Annotated in this window: 16 protein-coding genes; 4 read left to right on the top strand and 12 right to left on the bottom strand. The window is 32.9% G+C overall.

Features of this window, described 5'->3' with window-relative positions:
* Nucleotides 1-94: 94 nt before the first annotated feature.
* From rpoD to AAGG74_RS14780, 3 genes are all read left to right on the top strand, one after another.
* Nucleotides 95-1,198 (top strand): RNA polymerase sigma factor RpoD, encoded by a 1,104-nt coding sequence (gene rpoD, locus AAGG74_RS14790; protein ID WP_429675982.1) that lies wholly within the window; start codon nucleotides 95-97, stop codon nucleotides 1,196-1,198.
* 141 nt (nucleotides 1,199-1,339) lie between these two features.
* Nucleotides 1,340-2,593, top strand: coding sequence for a ParM/StbA family protein (locus AAGG74_RS14785; protein ID WP_429675981.1), 1,254 nt, complete (start codon nucleotides 1,340-1,342; stop codon nucleotides 2,591-2,593).
* Nucleotides 2,594-2,606: 13 nt separating this feature from the next.
* Complete coding sequence (locus AAGG74_RS14780) at nucleotides 2,607-3,341, top strand: hypothetical protein (protein WP_429675980.1); 735 nt, start codon at nucleotides 2,607-2,609, stop codon at nucleotides 3,339-3,341.
* A gap of 36 nt (nucleotides 3,342-3,377) precedes the next feature.
* Here AAGG74_RS14780 and scpB read toward each other — a convergent pair whose 3' ends face one another.
* From scpB to AAGG74_RS14720, 12 genes are all read right to left on the bottom strand, one after another.
* A complete protein-coding gene (gene scpB, locus AAGG74_RS14775) occupies nucleotides 3,378-3,857 on the bottom strand; it encodes an SMC-Scp complex subunit ScpB (RefSeq protein WP_429675979.1) in 480 nt (159 codons plus the stop codon).
* A gap of 7 nt (nucleotides 3,858-3,864) precedes the next feature.
* Nucleotides 3,865-4,563 carry a segregation and condensation protein A gene (locus AAGG74_RS14770; RefSeq protein ID WP_429675978.1) on the bottom strand — a complete coding sequence of 233 codons (699 nt, stop codon included), beginning with the start codon at nucleotides 4,561-4,563 and terminating at the stop codon, nucleotides 3,865-3,867.
* Nucleotides 4,563-8,144: a chromosome segregation protein SMC gene (gene smc / locus AAGG74_RS14765; RefSeq protein ID WP_429676848.1), complete on the bottom strand. Its 3,582-nt coding sequence runs from the start codon at nucleotides 8,142-8,144 to the stop codon at nucleotides 4,563-4,565. The genes AAGG74_RS14770 and smc overlap by 1 nt, the downstream gene beginning before the upstream one ends.
* Entirely contained in the window at nucleotides 8,144-8,353 is a 210-nt protein-coding gene (locus AAGG74_RS14760; RefSeq protein ID WP_429675977.1) for a hypothetical protein, read from the bottom strand. Before AAGG74_RS14760 ends, smc begins: the two co-directional genes overlap by 1 nt.
* Nucleotides 8,354-8,671: 318 nt before the next feature.
* Nucleotides 8,672-9,784 carry a hypothetical protein gene (locus AAGG74_RS14755; RefSeq protein WP_429675976.1) on the bottom strand — a complete coding sequence of 371 codons (1,113 nt, stop codon included), beginning with the start codon at nucleotides 9,782-9,784 and terminating at the stop codon, nucleotides 8,672-8,674.
* Between the two features lie 17 nt (nucleotides 9,785-9,801).
* Nucleotides 9,802-10,044, bottom strand: a complete 243-nt coding sequence (locus AAGG74_RS14750) for an extracellular matrix/biofilm biosynthesis regulator RemA family protein (RefSeq protein ID WP_429675975.1) — start codon at nucleotides 10,042-10,044, stop codon at nucleotides 9,802-9,804.
* Nucleotides 10,045-10,147: 103 nt separating this feature from the next.
* Complete coding sequence (locus AAGG74_RS14745; protein WP_429675974.1) at nucleotides 10,148-10,645, bottom strand: hypothetical protein; 498 nt, start codon at nucleotides 10,643-10,645, stop codon at nucleotides 10,148-10,150.
* 97 nt (nucleotides 10,646-10,742) lie between these two features.
* A complete protein-coding gene (locus AAGG74_RS14740; protein WP_429675973.1) occupies nucleotides 10,743-11,408 on the bottom strand; it encodes a hypothetical protein in 666 nt (221 codons plus the stop codon).
* Between the two features lie 18 nt (nucleotides 11,409-11,426).
* Nucleotides 11,427-12,248 carry a lytic transglycosylase domain-containing protein gene (locus tag AAGG74_RS14735; RefSeq protein ID WP_429675972.1) on the bottom strand — a complete coding sequence of 274 codons (822 nt, stop codon included), beginning with the start codon at nucleotides 12,246-12,248 and terminating at the stop codon, nucleotides 11,427-11,429.
* A gap of 83 nt (nucleotides 12,249-12,331) precedes the next feature.
* Nucleotides 12,332-13,153 (bottom strand): flagellin N-terminal helical domain-containing protein, encoded by an 822-nt coding sequence (locus tag AAGG74_RS14730; RefSeq protein WP_429675971.1) that lies wholly within the window; start codon nucleotides 13,151-13,153, stop codon nucleotides 12,332-12,334.
* Nucleotides 13,154-13,282: 129 nt separating this feature from the next.
* Nucleotides 13,283-14,092 carry a flagellin N-terminal helical domain-containing protein gene (locus tag AAGG74_RS14725; protein ID WP_429675970.1) on the bottom strand — a complete coding sequence of 270 codons (810 nt, stop codon included), beginning with the start codon at nucleotides 14,090-14,092 and terminating at the stop codon, nucleotides 13,283-13,285.
* Nucleotides 14,093-14,253: 161 nt separating this feature from the next.
* Nucleotides 14,254-15,084: a flagellin N-terminal helical domain-containing protein gene (locus tag AAGG74_RS14720; protein ID WP_429675969.1), complete on the bottom strand. Its 831-nt coding sequence runs from the start codon at nucleotides 15,082-15,084 to the stop codon at nucleotides 14,254-14,256.
* 224 nt (nucleotides 15,085-15,308) lie between these two features.
* Between AAGG74_RS14720 and AAGG74_RS14715 the strand changes: the two genes are divergently transcribed.
* On the top strand, nucleotides 15,309-15,647 hold the full coding sequence (locus AAGG74_RS14715) for a hypothetical protein (RefSeq protein WP_429675968.1): 339 nt from the start codon (nucleotides 15,309-15,311) through the stop codon (nucleotides 15,645-15,647).
* Nucleotides 15,648-15,666: the final 19 nt, after the last annotated feature.

Below are 15,666 nucleotides of genomic sequence, written 5' to 3'. Positions count from 1 at the left end.
TAGCCGATTATGTATGAAGATGGTTTGAGGAATTATAGTGGCTTTACATTTAATTCGTCAATGAAATGGTTCTTTTTTTTCGGGAGGTGCGAATATGACGAAGGTGGCACCTAGTGAGAGTAATGAAAATATAAGAAATTTAATTTTAAAAGGTAAGAAAAATGGTCTTCTGAAAGTATCAGATATAAGAATTCAATTAGCAGAATATGATTGGGATAAAGACAAAGCTGGCGAAATTTATAATGTCTTGAACGAAAAAATGGGTATTAAAATTATTGATGATGAAACAGATACAAGCGAATTAAAAAAAGAAGAAAAATTTATTACGATTAAAGATTTGCTTATAGAAGAACCTGAAACAGAAGTTGATATTGATGTAGATGACACAGTCAGAATGTATTTAAAAAAGATTGGAAGATATCGTATTTTAGATGCTGAAGAAGAAAGAATGTTAGCGAAACAAATCTTAGCAGGTAGTGAAGACTCTCGTAAGCAGTTGGCTCAGTGCAATTTAAGATTAGTTGTTTCTATTGCAAAGAAATACATAAACAGAGGTTTGGATTTTATGGACTTAATTGCTGAGGGGAATACTGGTTTGATGAAAGCAATAGATAAGTTCGATCACACAAAAGGGTTTAAATTTAGCACTTATGCTACCTGGTGGATAAGACAATCTATAACAAGGGCCATACCAGATCAATCGAGATTAATACGAATTCCAATTCATATGTACGATACAATCAATCGTCTTAGAAAATACAATAAAGAATTAACTCAAGAATTCGGACGGGAGCCTAACATCAAAGAACTTGCTGTTAAGATGGAAATGACCGAAGAAAAGGTTTCTGATATATATAAAATTGCAATGGATCCTATTTCAATGGAGACTTCAATAGGGGATGATGATGACAGTACTTTGAACGAATTTATTTCAGATGATAGGCCTGATCCAGATGTATACACGAAAGAAACAATGTTAAAAGAAACAATTGATGATGTTTTAGAATCTTTGACTCCTCAGGAATCTCTTGTAATCCGATTGCGTATGGGGTTAGATGATGGAGAAACTAAGACATTAGATCAAATAGGTAAAATCTTTGATCTAACTAGAGAAAGAATACGCCAGATAGAGGAGAGGGCATTGAGAAAACTAAGACATCCTAGCAGATCACAAAAATTAAGAGACTTTCTAAAATAAGAAAGTCTCTTTTTTATATAGAAAGAGAGTAAATTGGGTGTGTTCAAAAAGTATTAATATAATTTAAATATAATGTAATGCAGTTTACATATAAATCTTATTGTGATAAATTAAAGTCAATTGGAAAGGGAGGTAAGTTTTATGGAAATAAACTTAAAAGGCGTAGTTGATGCAGGAAATAGTGAACACGGAAGTATGATTGACGGAAAATTAGAATTACAACCTAGTACAATCGCAAAAACTTCTAATAACCCATTTTATGAAGATATGAATGTAGAATATGCAGTGGAAAATATTTTCAAACACTTGGTAGTAAACATCGATTCCACTACAGTGAAATCCGGAACTTACTTTATTGGGGCTTATGCACTTGATAGTAACGAAGCGCACCAAAACACAATGCTTGGTGTAGAGAAAAAATATGAAAGTGATGTTCCAGTTATTATGACATTGGGAACTTACGCAGCAAAAGCTGTTCAACAGTCATTCGAACAAAACAAAACTTTACCAGAAAAAATTAAAGTTAAAGCGGATATGATTACAGGTTTACCTGTTAGAGAATACGACCAAGAAACTGGAAAAAAATTCGCGGACCGATTTATGAATTGCCTTCATAATGTGAGAGTTTATTTAGGGAAAAGCAAAACTGTAAGTGTTGAATTGGAGTTTGAATTCGTAAAAGTATTCCCAGAAGCAGCTCCAGTTGTTTGGTCTTTATGGAAAGATGATAAAGATGAACCTAGAAATGATGACATATTTAAAGGTTTCCTAACTTACAAAAAACCTACTGGGGCAGAAGAAACAGAGTCAGAAGAAAAAGAGTCTAATGAAATGTTCTCGAAAGAAGTTACAGGTGATTACTTCTCTGACAAAAGAATTTTACATATTGATATCGGAGAAGGAACCACTGAATTTCCGATAACTGAGGGTTTAATTCCCAATCAAAAACTTGTTAAAGGGTCTCAGAATGGTATAGGGCACGCAATAGAAGTTATTCAACAGGAATATGCTGATTTAATCAACGTGCCTTCAGTTCAACGTCATACCATTTCTCAAGCTTTAAAAAACAAATCAAATAAATATTATCTACGCGCTTTGGATATGATTCAAGAACCGCTTAATAAGCAAGCACAAGAAATTATTCGTTACGCCGTTTCACAAGTCAATAAAGTTCATAATGAATTAGATATAATTGTTGTTTACGGCGGTGGGAGTGTGCTAATGAAACCTCATTTGTACCCTAAATTAGTTGAGCTCTGCTCGGATCGTGAAATTGAGCTTTTGTATATCCCTGAAAAATTCGCTACGACATTATATATCGAAGGCTTAAACAATATGCTTACAAATGGTGTTTTTGAAAAAATAAAAAAAGAAGCTTTAAGTCAAGTCGGCTAAGGACTGATTGTTGATGGGTTACAACCAAAATAAACAAAAGGGACCAGGAGACAATGTAATCTTACGATTCAAAAAAGATGAAAAAAGTACTGTAATAGATTGGGTGAATGGACAGTCGCAAATATCTGAATCTCTTAGATTTCTGATTGAAGCGGATGTGCAAAGGAACGGCGGGATAGTTGACTATGGGAAGATAATTCCTCCTCATCGAGATAAAGAGTTTCTGGTGAATTTCTTAAAACAAGAGCTGTTGAAACAAGAAATGATCGGAAATGTTGATAACAACATTGAAACTCAGATGAATAGCAATAACCGCTTTCAAGAAAATAGCGATGTTGTATCGCTTACCAATACATTGAATGAAATTGAACCTAAGAATAATGGTATTTCTGAAAAGGAACCCAGTTTTTATGAAGTGCCGGCTGATTCGCTGAAAGAAATAGCAGTCACTAATGAAAATTCCGTTGATAAAAATACAGAAGCTAAACAAAAACCAGATACCCTTGAAATGACAATTTCCAATGAGGAGATTTCTACTTCCCAAGAATATGCGGAAAAAGAGTCACAAAATATAGAAGATGAGCCAAATTTTGTTGTTCAAAACATAGACGATCAAATTTTATCTTATGATAAAGAGAATAGTGCAAGTGCATCAACTGAATCTGAACCTGTTGAAGAGTCAGATGAAAGAAAAGTTAAGGATGACGAATTAAAATCAAAAGCCGCAAGTTTTTGGAGTTCGTTGTAACAAAAAAGATCGAGGTTTAAATGACCTCGATCTTTTTTATATGTCGCTTTGGTTTAGTTTTTCCTCAAGTTCTTTCAAATCATTTATTCCAAAATACTTCAAGAATTCTTCGGTTGTAATGAATCCTTGTTCGGTTTCTTTTATCAAATTCAATTCCAGCGCTGAATCAATCCCGCTATCGGGATTTTTAACACCTCTAAATTGAGCAATTTTCGATTTTTTTACGGGCTGCATTGATGCCACAATGGTGACAGTATCTAATGTAGGTTTTGATAAAAACTGATATTCTTTCGGAACAATAGGTTCAATCACCTCATAATATTGCTGTGACGTTACCATTTCAAACCCGCCGGCAACACGCCGAATTCTTATTCCTCTTCCCTCATAGTCTCTTTCTAGTTCAGAGATCCACCTATTAACTGTGGTTTGGGACTCATTAATCATTTTTGAAATCTTTTCAGACGAATAAGGTTCTTTCGCAACAAATAAAATTGATTCAATAGCGTACTTATCCATTAATAAATCACTCCGAATTTAAAACTATTTTGCTCAGAAAAACTTTTTCATTTTCACTCTCAACCTTAAAGAATTGAATTTTAACAAGTTCTAATAATGCAGAAAAGGTTACGACCATTTCCTCTAATTCATTTAAACTGTCAAATAACTGAGATACATCTATTTTGTTTGAAGGGTAGGACTTCAAAAAATCCATTTGTTGTTCTATAGTAAACTTCGATTCTGCTAATTTTTTGGATAGCTCTTCTAACTTCATATTTCTTTCTTGTAATTTCTTTTTTTTCATTATGGCGTTAAAACTATTTAATACATCAGCTATGCTTCCTTTTTTAGGTTTCTTGACTACATCTCTTTTTGTTCTCTTGAAATATTTCTGTTCAATGAATTGAAGGTCTTTCATTTTTTCTAAGTCGCTCTTATATTTTTCGTATTTCTCAATTTCTAATGCAAGTGCCTTTCTAGGATCTTCTTTTGTAGAAGGGAGCAACATCTTAGTTTTTATTTCTAACAGTAGAGAAGCCATATCAGTGAAAACAGAAGTTATTTCAATGTTTTTTTGTTTCATTTGCTCAATGCTATTTATGAAGTCTCTTGTAATGATACTCATTGGCAAATTGTGAATATCTAGTTCTCTTTTTTTTATAAGATCAATTAGCAAGTCCATAGGACCTTCAAATTCCTCAAATTTAATGATGATAGGATCCATTAAGACACTTCTTTCGTATTGTTATCATCTAATATATTATCTGTGTGCTCTAAATGGTAAGGGAAAACAGTGGTTATCCCTTGTTCTTCTTGAGTTACTCCAAATAAAGAATCAGCTGACATCATTGTTCCTTTTCTGTGACTGATTACAATAAACTGTGTGTCTTCTCCGAATTTTTTTAAATAATATGCAAATCTTGAAACGTTAGCATCATCTAGTGGGGCGTCTATTTCATCTAAGTAAATAAAAGGACTAGGTTTTGTCTTTATAATAGCGAAAACCAACGCACAAGAGGTTAGGTTCTTTTCTCCACCGGATAAAGACTCCATCCGTTTAGGCTTTTTGCCTGGGGGTTGAGCTTTAATTAAAATATGAGAAGACAAAGGATTTTTAGGGTCTTCTAATTTTAAACTTGCTTCTCCTCCGCCAAATAATTCAACAAAAGTAGTTTCAAAATGTTTTGAGATTTCCTTGAAGGTAGTAGTAAACCTTTGAGTCATCTCCTTAGAGATATCTTTTAAAAGTGTTTCCAAATCTTTTTTAGCTTCTCTAATGTCATCCAGTTGTTCTTTTTCTCGTTGATAACGTTCATTTAATTGTTCAAAGTCAGTTATCGATTCCAAATTAACGCTACCGATAGACTTTAATTCCTTAATCAATTTATTGATTTCGCGTTCTGTTGCTTCTTCATTGATTTCTATTGTCATAATTGAAAGTAAGGAATTCTCATCTAATTGATAAGCTTCTTGAGAACGCTTGAGAATTTGGGAAATGGAATTAAGCAAATTGTTTCGTTTTAGTTCTAGCTTATGAATTTCTTCGTTTAATGATTTTACTTTATGTCTTTCATTTATAACAGAGCTTTCTATTTGGTCCATTTCGAGTTGAATATTATTTTTTAATGACTGTTTATCAGATAATTGATCTTCGATAGATGAGAATTCTTTTTTCAAAACATCGAGGATAGCAATAATAGAATTATTCTCTTTTTTCAGTGATTCAACTTTTACCTCGTTCGAAAACTTTTTAGTTTGAAGGAATTCTAATCTTTTTTCATTAGAATCCTTACCGTTTTCTTGTTCAGAAATAAAATCTGTAAGGTTTCGCTTTTCCTCTTCCATTTTTTCGATGTCAATAACACATTGTGTTTCTTCTTCTTTTTTTGTTTCTAAACTTGATTCAATGACCTTTATTTTTTCCAATGTTTCACTCAAATCATTATTCTTTTTATTGTGCAGCTGTTCTTTTTCCTGGTGTCTAGAGTAGAGAGAAGAGGACATCCGCTTTGATTCATCATAACGATATTTCAAATCTTTTTCTGTTATTTCCTGTTCTTTTATGCCGTTTTTTAATGAAGAAAAATTTCTTTGAAAACTTTCCAAATCCAATTTTAAGTCGTTGTTAATTTCTTTCTCTTCTTCTAGAGAGGGGGATATAACAGATAATTCGTAATTCAGGGTAGAAATATCTTTTTCTAAACTGTTTTTGTGGTTATATAATTCCTGTAGATTAGAAGCAACAGCATTAACATTTACCTTGAGAGTATCCATCTCTTTCTTTTTGCTTATTAGGCCTTTTTTGTTCCTAGCTCCACCACTGATTACCCCAGGTTGAAGAATATCTCCATCTAATGTAACTATTTTGGTTTTAATTTTTGTTTTTCCATAGAGCTTGACTGCTGCGTCCATATCTTTTGCTATTAAATATCTACCTAATAAGTGTTTGAATAGGGGAGATAAGGCTGATTGGTAACTAATAACCGATAGGGCAGGTGTAATATCAGTAAAAGTATTGAGCACGGTCAGTTCTTCTTTAGACAAGCTTTTTTCTGTAACATCATCAAGAGGGATGAAAGTAGCCCTTCCTAATTTATTATTCTTTAGAAAGTTAACGGCTTCTTTAGCGTTTTCAATGGTATCCACTACGATGTTTTGAGAAATAGAATTCAATAGACTATCCAATGCAATTTCGTAACCATCGTTTGGTTCGAATAAATTACTTACAACGTCTAAAACACCGCTTAAACGGTGTTTATTTTTAAGCGTGTTTTTTACACCTTCGAAGTATCCTTCGAAGTTTTCTAAAGAGGTTTCTAAACTCTCGAGTGTTGCTTTGTCTTTGGCTAATTGTGTTTCGAGATTTATTATTTCTGAAGAAAGGCCATTTAAATCATTTTTCTTCAGTTCTAAACTTGTTTGTTTGTTTTGCAATTTTACAGTTAATGATGAAAGTTTAGCTTGATGATCCTTCAAAACACTTTCTTTTTCTGTAAGTTTATTTTGCGCATTGGTGATTTCTTTTAAGGAGTTTTCCTTTAAATTATTTATTTTATCTAGTTCCTTTAATATGGATTCTTCTTCTTTGTGGTGCTGCTCGAATTTTATTTTGGCTTCTTGGAAATCATTATACAAAGAGCTAATCTCTTGTCGTAATCTATCAGATTTATCTTTTAAAGAATTCAATTCCGTTTGATGATTAAACAACTCAATACCAAGCTTATCTTTTTGTTCCTTTTTGCTTTCTATTAAACGATCAAGGCTTTTATAACGTTCTTTTTTTGTATTGAATTCATCAATAGATACAGAAAATTTCTCTTCAATTTCTCTGATTTCGTTTTGAGACTCATCTATATCTAAATTTGATTGGTTTAGTTTTTCTTTGTTGATCTCAAGCTGGCTATGGTTAGAATCTATTTGTTCTTTCAATGTTGATTTTTCTTCTTGTACGAGGAATATATCTTCATTTGTAGTTTTAAGTTGTTCCTTTAATGATTTTAATTTTTCGTCCATTTTCGTAACAAGAGAGGAAGCAGAAGTAAGTTCATCCTTATTAGTTTTCAGTTCATTTGTGAGATATTCTTCATCTTTTTTTAGTCTTTTGAATTTATATGCAAGAAAGTCTGTCTCGGTTTCGTCTAGAACTTTCTTTATTGAAAGATATTGTTTAGCTTTTTCGCTTTGTTTTTGTAAAGGCTTTACTTGTCGTTCGAGTTCTTTCGAAATATCATTTAATCTAACAAAGTCTTGAGCAACTTGATCTAGTCTTTTTTCTGTATTTTCTTTCTGACTTTTCATTTTGACGATGCCAGCAGCTTCTTCAAATATTGCTCTACGTTCTTCTGTATTCTCTGATAAGAGTTTTTTTGTTTGTTCTTGACCTATCATCGAGTAGCTGCTACTACCAAGTCCGGTATCCAAGAAAATCTCTTGTATGTCTCTAAGGCGAGCTATTTGATGATTGATATAATATTCAGACTTACCGTTAATATTGACTTTACGAGTTATTATCACCGTATCATCATCAATTTTAGGTAGAATGCGTGTTGTATTGTCGAATTCTAAAGTGACTTCAGCTGAAGTGGAGGGTTTTCTTGTTAAACATCCAGAAAATATGACATCTTTCATCGAACCGCCGCGCAATGATTTGGCACTTGTTTCACCTAGAACCCAACGAATGCCATCGCCAATATTTGATTTACCAGAACCATTTGGACCCACAACAACTGTAATTCCTTTTGAGAATTCTATTTCAACTGGATCTGCAAATGCTTTAAAACCGTGTAGATAAGCTCTTCTAAGTATTAGGATAGGTCATCATCCTGATTATTGGCTAAAAACTGTTTATATGCATCGTAGGGGTAATTTTTGATCTTTACTGGGCGATTAATGATTTTCTTGATTGTTTGTTCTTCCTCTTCGACATTTTGTTTATCTTTCCATTCGTTTTCTTTTGCTATATCTGATATATCTAAAACCATTTCAAATGGATTAAGGTCTTTATTATTGGTCAACTTACATACTCCCTTTCTAACTTAAAGGCGAAATAAATTTAAAAATTTTCCAACTCTAATATTACTATTCTCTGATTGATATCCCTTTGACTGCGTAGGATTTGAATTCTTTTTTAAGTAATACTCTTTCACAGAATGAATATATTTTTGGCTATCTTCGGTTAGCTCTGTATAACCGCAAATTTTGCATCTTTTGTGTCTGACATTCTTGACTACAATCTGACGATATCCTGGTATCCTTGTTCTAATAATGTAATCCTCTATAATTAATTTTTTGTTTCCGCCACAAGCACATATATTCATTAATAATTGGGCTATTTAAAGCCCGACACCTCCCGCGTTTTCTTTGTTTTCGTCTTTAATATCATTGTTTTTGGTATTTTTGCTGCTAAAAATAAATGAGTGAAGTAAAAAAAATAATGTAGCAAACTGGTTTGCAAATAATTCGTTTTGTAAATATATTTGTCCGTTATCATCTATGGCTAAGGAAAAATATTCATTGCGAAGTGTAGAGTGGAACTTATCTTGAGGAACTTTTTTAACAGTGAAATGATCTTTTAATTTTTTTTCTGAAGAGTAAGATATTCTATCAGAAATTATCAATTTATCTTTTGTTTTAAGATAAGGGAAAACCCTTTTGGCAATTTCCTCTATTTCAACGTTTGAGACATTATTAGTACTTAACCTTTGGATATCTATTTTTGTTAAATCGGGTGAAGTAGTTATTCCATAATTAGTTGAAAAGTGATCCATCATCATTCTTGTAACATCCAATTGCTCTTGCATATCAATTTCAATTTTAATCTCATTTGCTAAAGAAGATTCAAAAGAATTAATGGAATAGGCATCGATGCTTTTTTTGTTAAACACATCAGTAAATAATTCTTCTAAGATAGGGGAGGAGGGACTAAACATAGCATTCCATACCAAAGAGTCAATTGGTATTGAATGAGATGGGATATCAAAGTTCGTTTCTATATAATGTTTCAAATTTAGATATGGATCAAACCACTCTAGTTGTGTTTTTTTTGTTACAGAGTTATCCTGAGAATCATTTAAGTTCCGGTCACTCAAGAATGTTCCCTCTGACGTGCTGGCTTTTAAACCAATGTAGGGGAATGGATAATCATCATTTACGAAAGAAAGTGATCCGCAACCAAACCTTTCTTTAGATATGACTTGGACCATCGAGGTTGATATAGGTCTATTTGATATAAAAACAGGTATTCCATATGTGCAAAAATAGTTTGCTGCTTCTAGTGCCATATATTTCGAAGTTTGGTTGTGATCAAAGCTTATAAAAAGTTTCTGACCGGGTGATGTTTCCTTTCTGAAAAAAGAAACCAATGAAGAGAAGAGTTTTTCTCTAACTTTTCTGCTCCAAGTTTCATCCATTTTTCCGATCCAACCATTAAAAAATGAAGAATACATTGACTGCCACCTCCTAATTAATCTTCTTGAAATTTTTCAATTAAAGTTGATGATTTTACGGGAGACAAAATAAGATAGCCGTTGTCCAGCAAAATAACACTCCTAGTTTTTCTTCCTCTTGTTGCATCCACTACTTTTTTTTCGTCTCTTTTATCAGATATTAATACTTTTATCGGGTTAGAATCCGTATAAAAAATTCCGATTATTCTTGAGCGGGGGATAAAGTTGTCACGACTAATTGAAATCACTTTGTTGTCCACTAATAAATTCCTCCATAAATTATAAAAACTCTTATATATATTAATGAAATCAACAAAATTCCCTTTTAAATGGACAAAAGACCTTACCTGGAATAGGTAAGGTCTATAGGCGTGAATAAGACTTTTTGTAATTTCTAATTTTAGTGTATTGAGAGAATGCTTTTAATAAACCGCCGGTCTTTTTTGTACAAGAAAGGTTTTTACATAGACCGCAATTTGCTGTTGTGGGGAGAGAAGGGGATAAACAAGAGTTTTCATAAGCAATATCATTTATATTTTTATTTATATCTAGTATTTGTTTGAGTGTCTCATTTTTATTTAATTCTTGCCTTAGATAGCTTTCCCCTTTTGAAGTAAGAGTGTACTCTTTGTTTATATAACCGAAAAAGTAAAGTGAATTTAAAATGCGATCTTTTTCTGGATCTACAATTTGAAATTCATAAGCAACAAATGATTTATCAATTCTCCAAGTAGTTTTAAACCTAAATGTTCTGTATATATGGACAAGGGTATCTAAAAAACTTGGATTATTAGGATTTAATTTTTGAAGTACAAATAAATAAACTAGATGATTTAATTTCAATTGATTTTTGATATCCATTTTATCACACCATTTTTTTCATTTACTCTATTATAAACACATAACCAGTGGGAAAAACAAACAAATAACCTCAAAAAAATCCAAGCAGGAGTGCTGCTTAGATTTTTTGTTTGTGTGCTTCTAATTTTTTTAATTCTTTTACCAAAACCGAAACATTTTCCATATCATTTTTTTCTAAAGAAGAATCAATTTTAATCTTTAATGTATTGATCAAAGATAAAATGTTCTTTTTCTCAAGTTCTTTGAGTAAAGAAAATGAATTCTCAAAAAGCGCAATTTCTTCACCGTATTCTGCCGTATACCAATCTGGATACTGATACATTCTCGTCATAATTTCAAATGGCTCTTTATCAGGATAATCCTTCATATGATGGAATACTTTCCACATATCATCGTTTGTTAGTTTAGTTTCTTTTACTGCTGCCTGTATAAATAAAGTTTTATTGGTGTTAGCAAAGAAATGAATCATCTTTCGTATTATTTCATCAACGTCAGTTATGGCGTTTTCATAAATAGATGAAATGTTCTTATGTTTATCTTCTTCGGTAAGAGTAGGTTGGCAATTCAAACTTAAGAAAAAGGGGAAATCATATATTTCTAATCCAATTTCCTCGAAATAAAAGATATCTTTTAAACCATAAAAACTCTTTACGAAACGAACACGATCTAAATTTTTTTCTAATATAGGAAAAATGCTTTTATAAAGTGCATTAGGAATATCTCGATTTTTTAATTCTTCTAATATAGTCTTTTCTGTGCTCAAAAAAATAAACCCCCAATATTAACCAAGAATTTTCTTGACATATTTCTGTGTTTCCTGAAAAGGTGGAATACCCTTGTATTTTGTCACGTTTCCAGGTCCAGCATTATAGGCTGCAACAGATAACTTCAAATTGTTATTGAATTTATCTAATAGATAACTTAAATATTTAGTGCCTCCTTCAATATTCTGTTTGGCATTATAAGCATTATCAACACCTAGCCATTTAGCTGTTGACGGCATAAGTTGCATCAAACCCATAGCTCCTGTTTTAGATGTTGAAGTGGGATCAAAGGATGATTCGGCATTAATTACTGACTTAATAAGGTCGAATGGAACGTCATACTTATTTGACATTTCTTTAATTATTGAATCGTATTTTGTATTCCTAACATTGTTCAAAGAAGGGTAATCGCTTGAGGCCAGTGAAGAAGCTGTTTTTTTTGAAGAACTTGTGTCAATGGATTTTGAGTCTGCATTTTTATTATCTTTTGGAGATTCGTTTTTAGCGACATCGCTTGTTTCGTTTTTCACTGAAGTATTGTTTGATGCATCAGGTTTTTCTACTTCTTGTATCGGATCCGTTGATGAGGAGGCTGATTCTATTTGTTCGTTTTGGATTTTTTCTAAAACATTTTCAATAGCAATTTTATTGAAATTGTGTTCTGGAAATATTCTATTATGTGAAGTATAATTTTTTTCTATTTCTTTTGATTCCTCCGAAATCTCTTTTAAAATTTGTTCAAATTTTTTCTGGTCTATGTTGCTAGAGGTTAAAATGCCTTCTAAATAAGAAATGTCACTGGATGAAAACGTTGACGATATACTACTAATATCGATCATAATTAAATACCTCCTTATAATGAATTTATTATAGTATTTAATTCAAATGAAAAAACGCCCTTTTTTTGAAAGGGCGTTTTTTATTAACCTTGTAATAATTGTACGATTTGTTGAGGTTGTTGGTTGGCTTTTTGTAGCATAGCCATACTAGATTGAGAAAGAATTTGAGATTTTGTAAGGGCGCTGGATTCAGATGCCATATCAGCATCTTTGATGCGGCTATTAGCTTGTTCTGTATTTTGAATAGATGTTGCTAAGTTGTCTGTAATGAAATCTAGACGGTTTTGAGAAGCCCCTAGGCTACCGCGAGCAGAAGAAAGTTGATCTAATGCACCATCGATTACATCAATAGCTCCCTGAGCATCAGTAGTAACATCAATTGTATTTACGAATGAAGTACCGTTACCAAGGTAAGTAGCACCTACTGGGCCTAAGTCAATACCTAAAGTATCGTTGTATTTATCAGAAATATGAAGTGTAACGGTTTGAGTTGAATTTAACAGATTAATTCCGTTGAAGGTGCTCGTCTCAGCAATATGGTTGATTTCAGAGACCAATTGATCCATTTCATCTTTAATTGAGGATTTGTCATTAGTAGAGTATGTTCCGTTATCTGCTTGTACAGCTAATTCTCTCATTCTTTGTAGAATGTCTGAAATTGTTCCCATAGCTCCTTCAGCTGTTTGAATTAAGCTGACGCCATCTTGCGCATTTCTTGTTGCTTGAGTCATACCTCTAGACTGTGAAGTCATTCTTTCTGAAATAGCTAATCCCGCAGCATCGTCAGCAGCAGAGTTGATTCTCAGACCTGAAGATAATCTTTCCATAGATTTAGATAATGATTTGTCGTTAATACGCATAGCGTTTTGAGCAATAGTAGAACTTGTATTAGTGTTAATGTACATAAGACATATCGCCTCCTGATTGGAAATCTTTTATAAATAACGGAGCGTTTTTCAATAACTTAAGAAAAAAATATCTTTTTTTAAGAATTGAAAAAAGACCCTCCGAAATAGAAGGGTCTTTAGTTGTTATTAACCCTGAAGAAGGCTAAGAACGGATTGAGGTTGTTGGTTTGCTTTTGCAAGCATACTGATTGTAGCTTGTTGAAGAACTTGATTTTTTGTTAATTCGCTCATCTCAGCACTCATATCAGTATCAGCAATACGAGATTTGGATGCTTCTGTGTTAGTTTTAGCAGAAGTAAGGTTATCAGAGATGAACCCTAAACGGTTTTGAGTAGCACCTAGATCACCGCGAGCAGAAGATAACTTATCTAATGCAGTGTCAATTGCTGAGATAGCACCTTGTGCATCTGTTGAAACATTTAGAGTAGCGCCTAATAATGAAGCGGAATCTACTTTTGTTAAAGAAACAGAAATTGTATCTGTCGCCTTATCGGAGATATGCAATTTAACTTCTGTTTTGCTGCCGTCTAACAGAGAAATTCCGTTAAAAGTGCTAGTTTGAGAAATGTGATCAATCTCTTTTACCAACTGGTCGATTTCTCCTTGAATAGAAGTTAAGTCAGTAGATGAGTTTGTTCCATTATCAGCTTGAACTGCTAATTCACGAGCACGTTGTAGAACATCAGAAATAGTGCCCATAGCTCCTTCAGCTGTTTGAATTAAACTAACGCCATCTTGAGCATTGCGGTAAGCCTGATCCATACCAGTTACTTGCGCTTGCATTCTAGTAGATATACTAAGTCCTGCCGCGTCATCTGAAGCGGAATTGATTCTCAAACCAGAAGACAATCTTTCCATAGATTTTGATAAACTACTACTTACGTTTGTCAAGTTATTACGAGCAATAGTAGAAGAAATATTTGTATTTACGTACATTTATATACACCTCCAAAAAAAGAGTTAACAGTTAAACTTAACTGTGTGAAAGGCAATCTAAGTCCATTTCAAAAGTGTTTATAAATCTTAGAGAGAAAAAGTCAAGAAAAAGATAGGACTTTAAAAGAAAAATAATCCACCAAATAGGTGGATTGAAATAATTAACCTTGAAGAAGACTAAGAACGGATTGAGGTTGTTGGTTTGCTTTTGCAAGCATACTAATTGTGGCTTGTTGAAGAACTTGATTCTTAGTAAGCTCGCTCATTTCTGCGCTCATATCTGTATCTTGAATACGAGATTGTGCCGCTTCTGTGTTTGTTTTTGCAGTTGTTAAGTTATCTGAAATAAATCCTAAACGGTTTTGAGTAGCGCCAAGTTCCCCGCGGTATCCGGAAATTTGATTTAGAGCTGCATCAACTATTTTAATTGCAGTTTGGGCCCCGCCAGTAGATTCAACATCAATTGCACTTACATAACCATCTGTAGCGTTACCGAGTGAAGCTGACTGAATGTCATAAAGTGATACGGAAATAGTGTCAGTTGCTTTGTCTGAAATATGAAGGGTTACTGTTTGCGTAGAAGCTAATAAACTTTTTCCATTGAAAGTAGAGTTTTTGGCAATGTGATCAATCTCTTTAACTAATTGGTCGATTTCTCCTTGAATAGAAGTTAAGTCAGTAGATGAGTTTGTTCCGTTATCAGCTTGAACTGATAATTCACGAACGCGTTGAAGAATGTCGGATACTGTTCCCATACTTCCTTCAGCAGTTTGAATTAAGCTAACTCCATCTTGGGCATTGCGGTAAGCTTGGTTCATACCGGTTACTTGGCTTTCCATTCTTGTTGCTATGCTTAATCCGGCAGCATCATCAGCAGCAGAGTTGATTCTTAAGCCAGAAGATAATCTTTCCATTGATTTATTTAGAGCATCACTAACATTTGATAAATTGTTACGAGCGATTGTAGACGAAATGTTTGTATTAACGTACATATATAACACCTCCTGAGAAAAGGGCGAGTTTTGTACAACTCGAATGTTTACAGAAGTGTTTATAAGTTTTTGACACTCGAAGTCAAGCAAACTTGATTTATTAAAAATGGCAAGAAACCGTCGTTTTAAAAGGATTACTATGTGTTCAATGTTTTTTTTAGATAAAAATTTGATTTTTTTTTAATAATGAACTAGCATCTTTCAAAATGAAAGGTGGTGGGAAAATGATTGTCACCGATTTCAAAGCAAATGAAGAAAAAGTGTATAAAATTGTCCGAGATTATTATACTTATTTTCATAAAAGAGAGGGTGTATTGTTCGTATTATCTAACGAAGACGTTCAACAAACGTTCTCTAAATTTTTGCCACGAAACCAAATGAACAGTAATTATGAGTGGAAGAAGGTAGCATCAGGTGATGTGCATTATGTGACGGCTGGTATTGAGAGTGGGGAAGAATCTAAATTAGTTATAGAGACAGGATTCATTAGAATTAAAAGTAGGTTCTCACAAAAGATAAAAACATATACATATAGAAGATTTCGGTTCATATTAAAAAAGTAACCCTTCGGTACTCAAGGGT

The organism is Bacillus mexicanus (genome assembly GCF_050445615.1).
Lineage (GTDB): Bacteria > Bacillota > Bacilli > Bacillales > Bacillaceae > Bacillus > Bacillus mexicanus.
The sequence above is the reverse complement of the archived record's forward strand: the minus strand, read 5'-3'. Positions and strand labels throughout refer to the sequence as shown.

Bases quoted from the DNA above. Each gene is read 5' to 3' on its own strand.
- rpoD (WP_429675982.1), top strand. From the start codon at position 95: ATGACGAAGGTGGCACCTAGTGAGAGTAATGAAAATATAAGAAATTTA.
- AAGG74_RS14785 (WP_429675981.1), top strand. From the start codon at position 1,340: ATGGAAATAAACTTAAAAGGCGTAGTTGATGCAGGAAATAGTGAACAC.
- AAGG74_RS14780 (WP_429675980.1), top strand. From the start codon at position 2,607: ATGGGTTACAACCAAAATAAACAAAAGGGACCAGGAGACAATGTAATC.
- scpB (WP_429675979.1), bottom strand. From the start codon at position 3,857: ATGGATAAGTACGCTATTGAATCAATTTTATTTGTTGCGAAAGAACCT.
- AAGG74_RS14770 (WP_429675978.1), bottom strand. From the start codon at position 4,563: ATGGATCCTATCATCATTAAATTTGAGGAATTTGAAGGTCCTATGGAC.
- AAGG74_RS14755 (WP_429675976.1), bottom strand. From the start codon at position 9,784: ATGTATTCTTCATTTTTTAATGGTTGGATCGGAAAAATGGATGAAACT.
- AAGG74_RS14745 (WP_429675974.1), bottom strand. From the start codon at position 10,645: ATGGATATCAAAAATCAATTGAAATTAAATCATCTAGTTTATTTATTT.
- AAGG74_RS14735 (WP_429675972.1), bottom strand. From the start codon at position 12,248: ATGATCGATATTAGTAGTATATCGTCAACGTTTTCATCCAGTGACATT.
- AAGG74_RS14730 (WP_429675971.1), bottom strand. From the start codon at position 13,153: ATGTACATTAACACTAATACAAGTTCTACTATTGCTCAAAACGCTATG.
- AAGG74_RS14725 (WP_429675970.1), bottom strand. From the start codon at position 14,092: ATGTACGTAAATACAAATATTTCTTCTACTATTGCTCGTAATAACTTG.
- AAGG74_RS14720 (WP_429675969.1), bottom strand. From the start codon at position 15,084: ATGTACGTTAATACAAACATTTCGTCTACAATCGCTCGTAACAATTTA.
- AAGG74_RS14715 (WP_429675968.1), top strand. From the start codon at position 15,309: ATGATTGTCACCGATTTCAAAGCAAATGAAGAAAAAGTGTATAAAATT.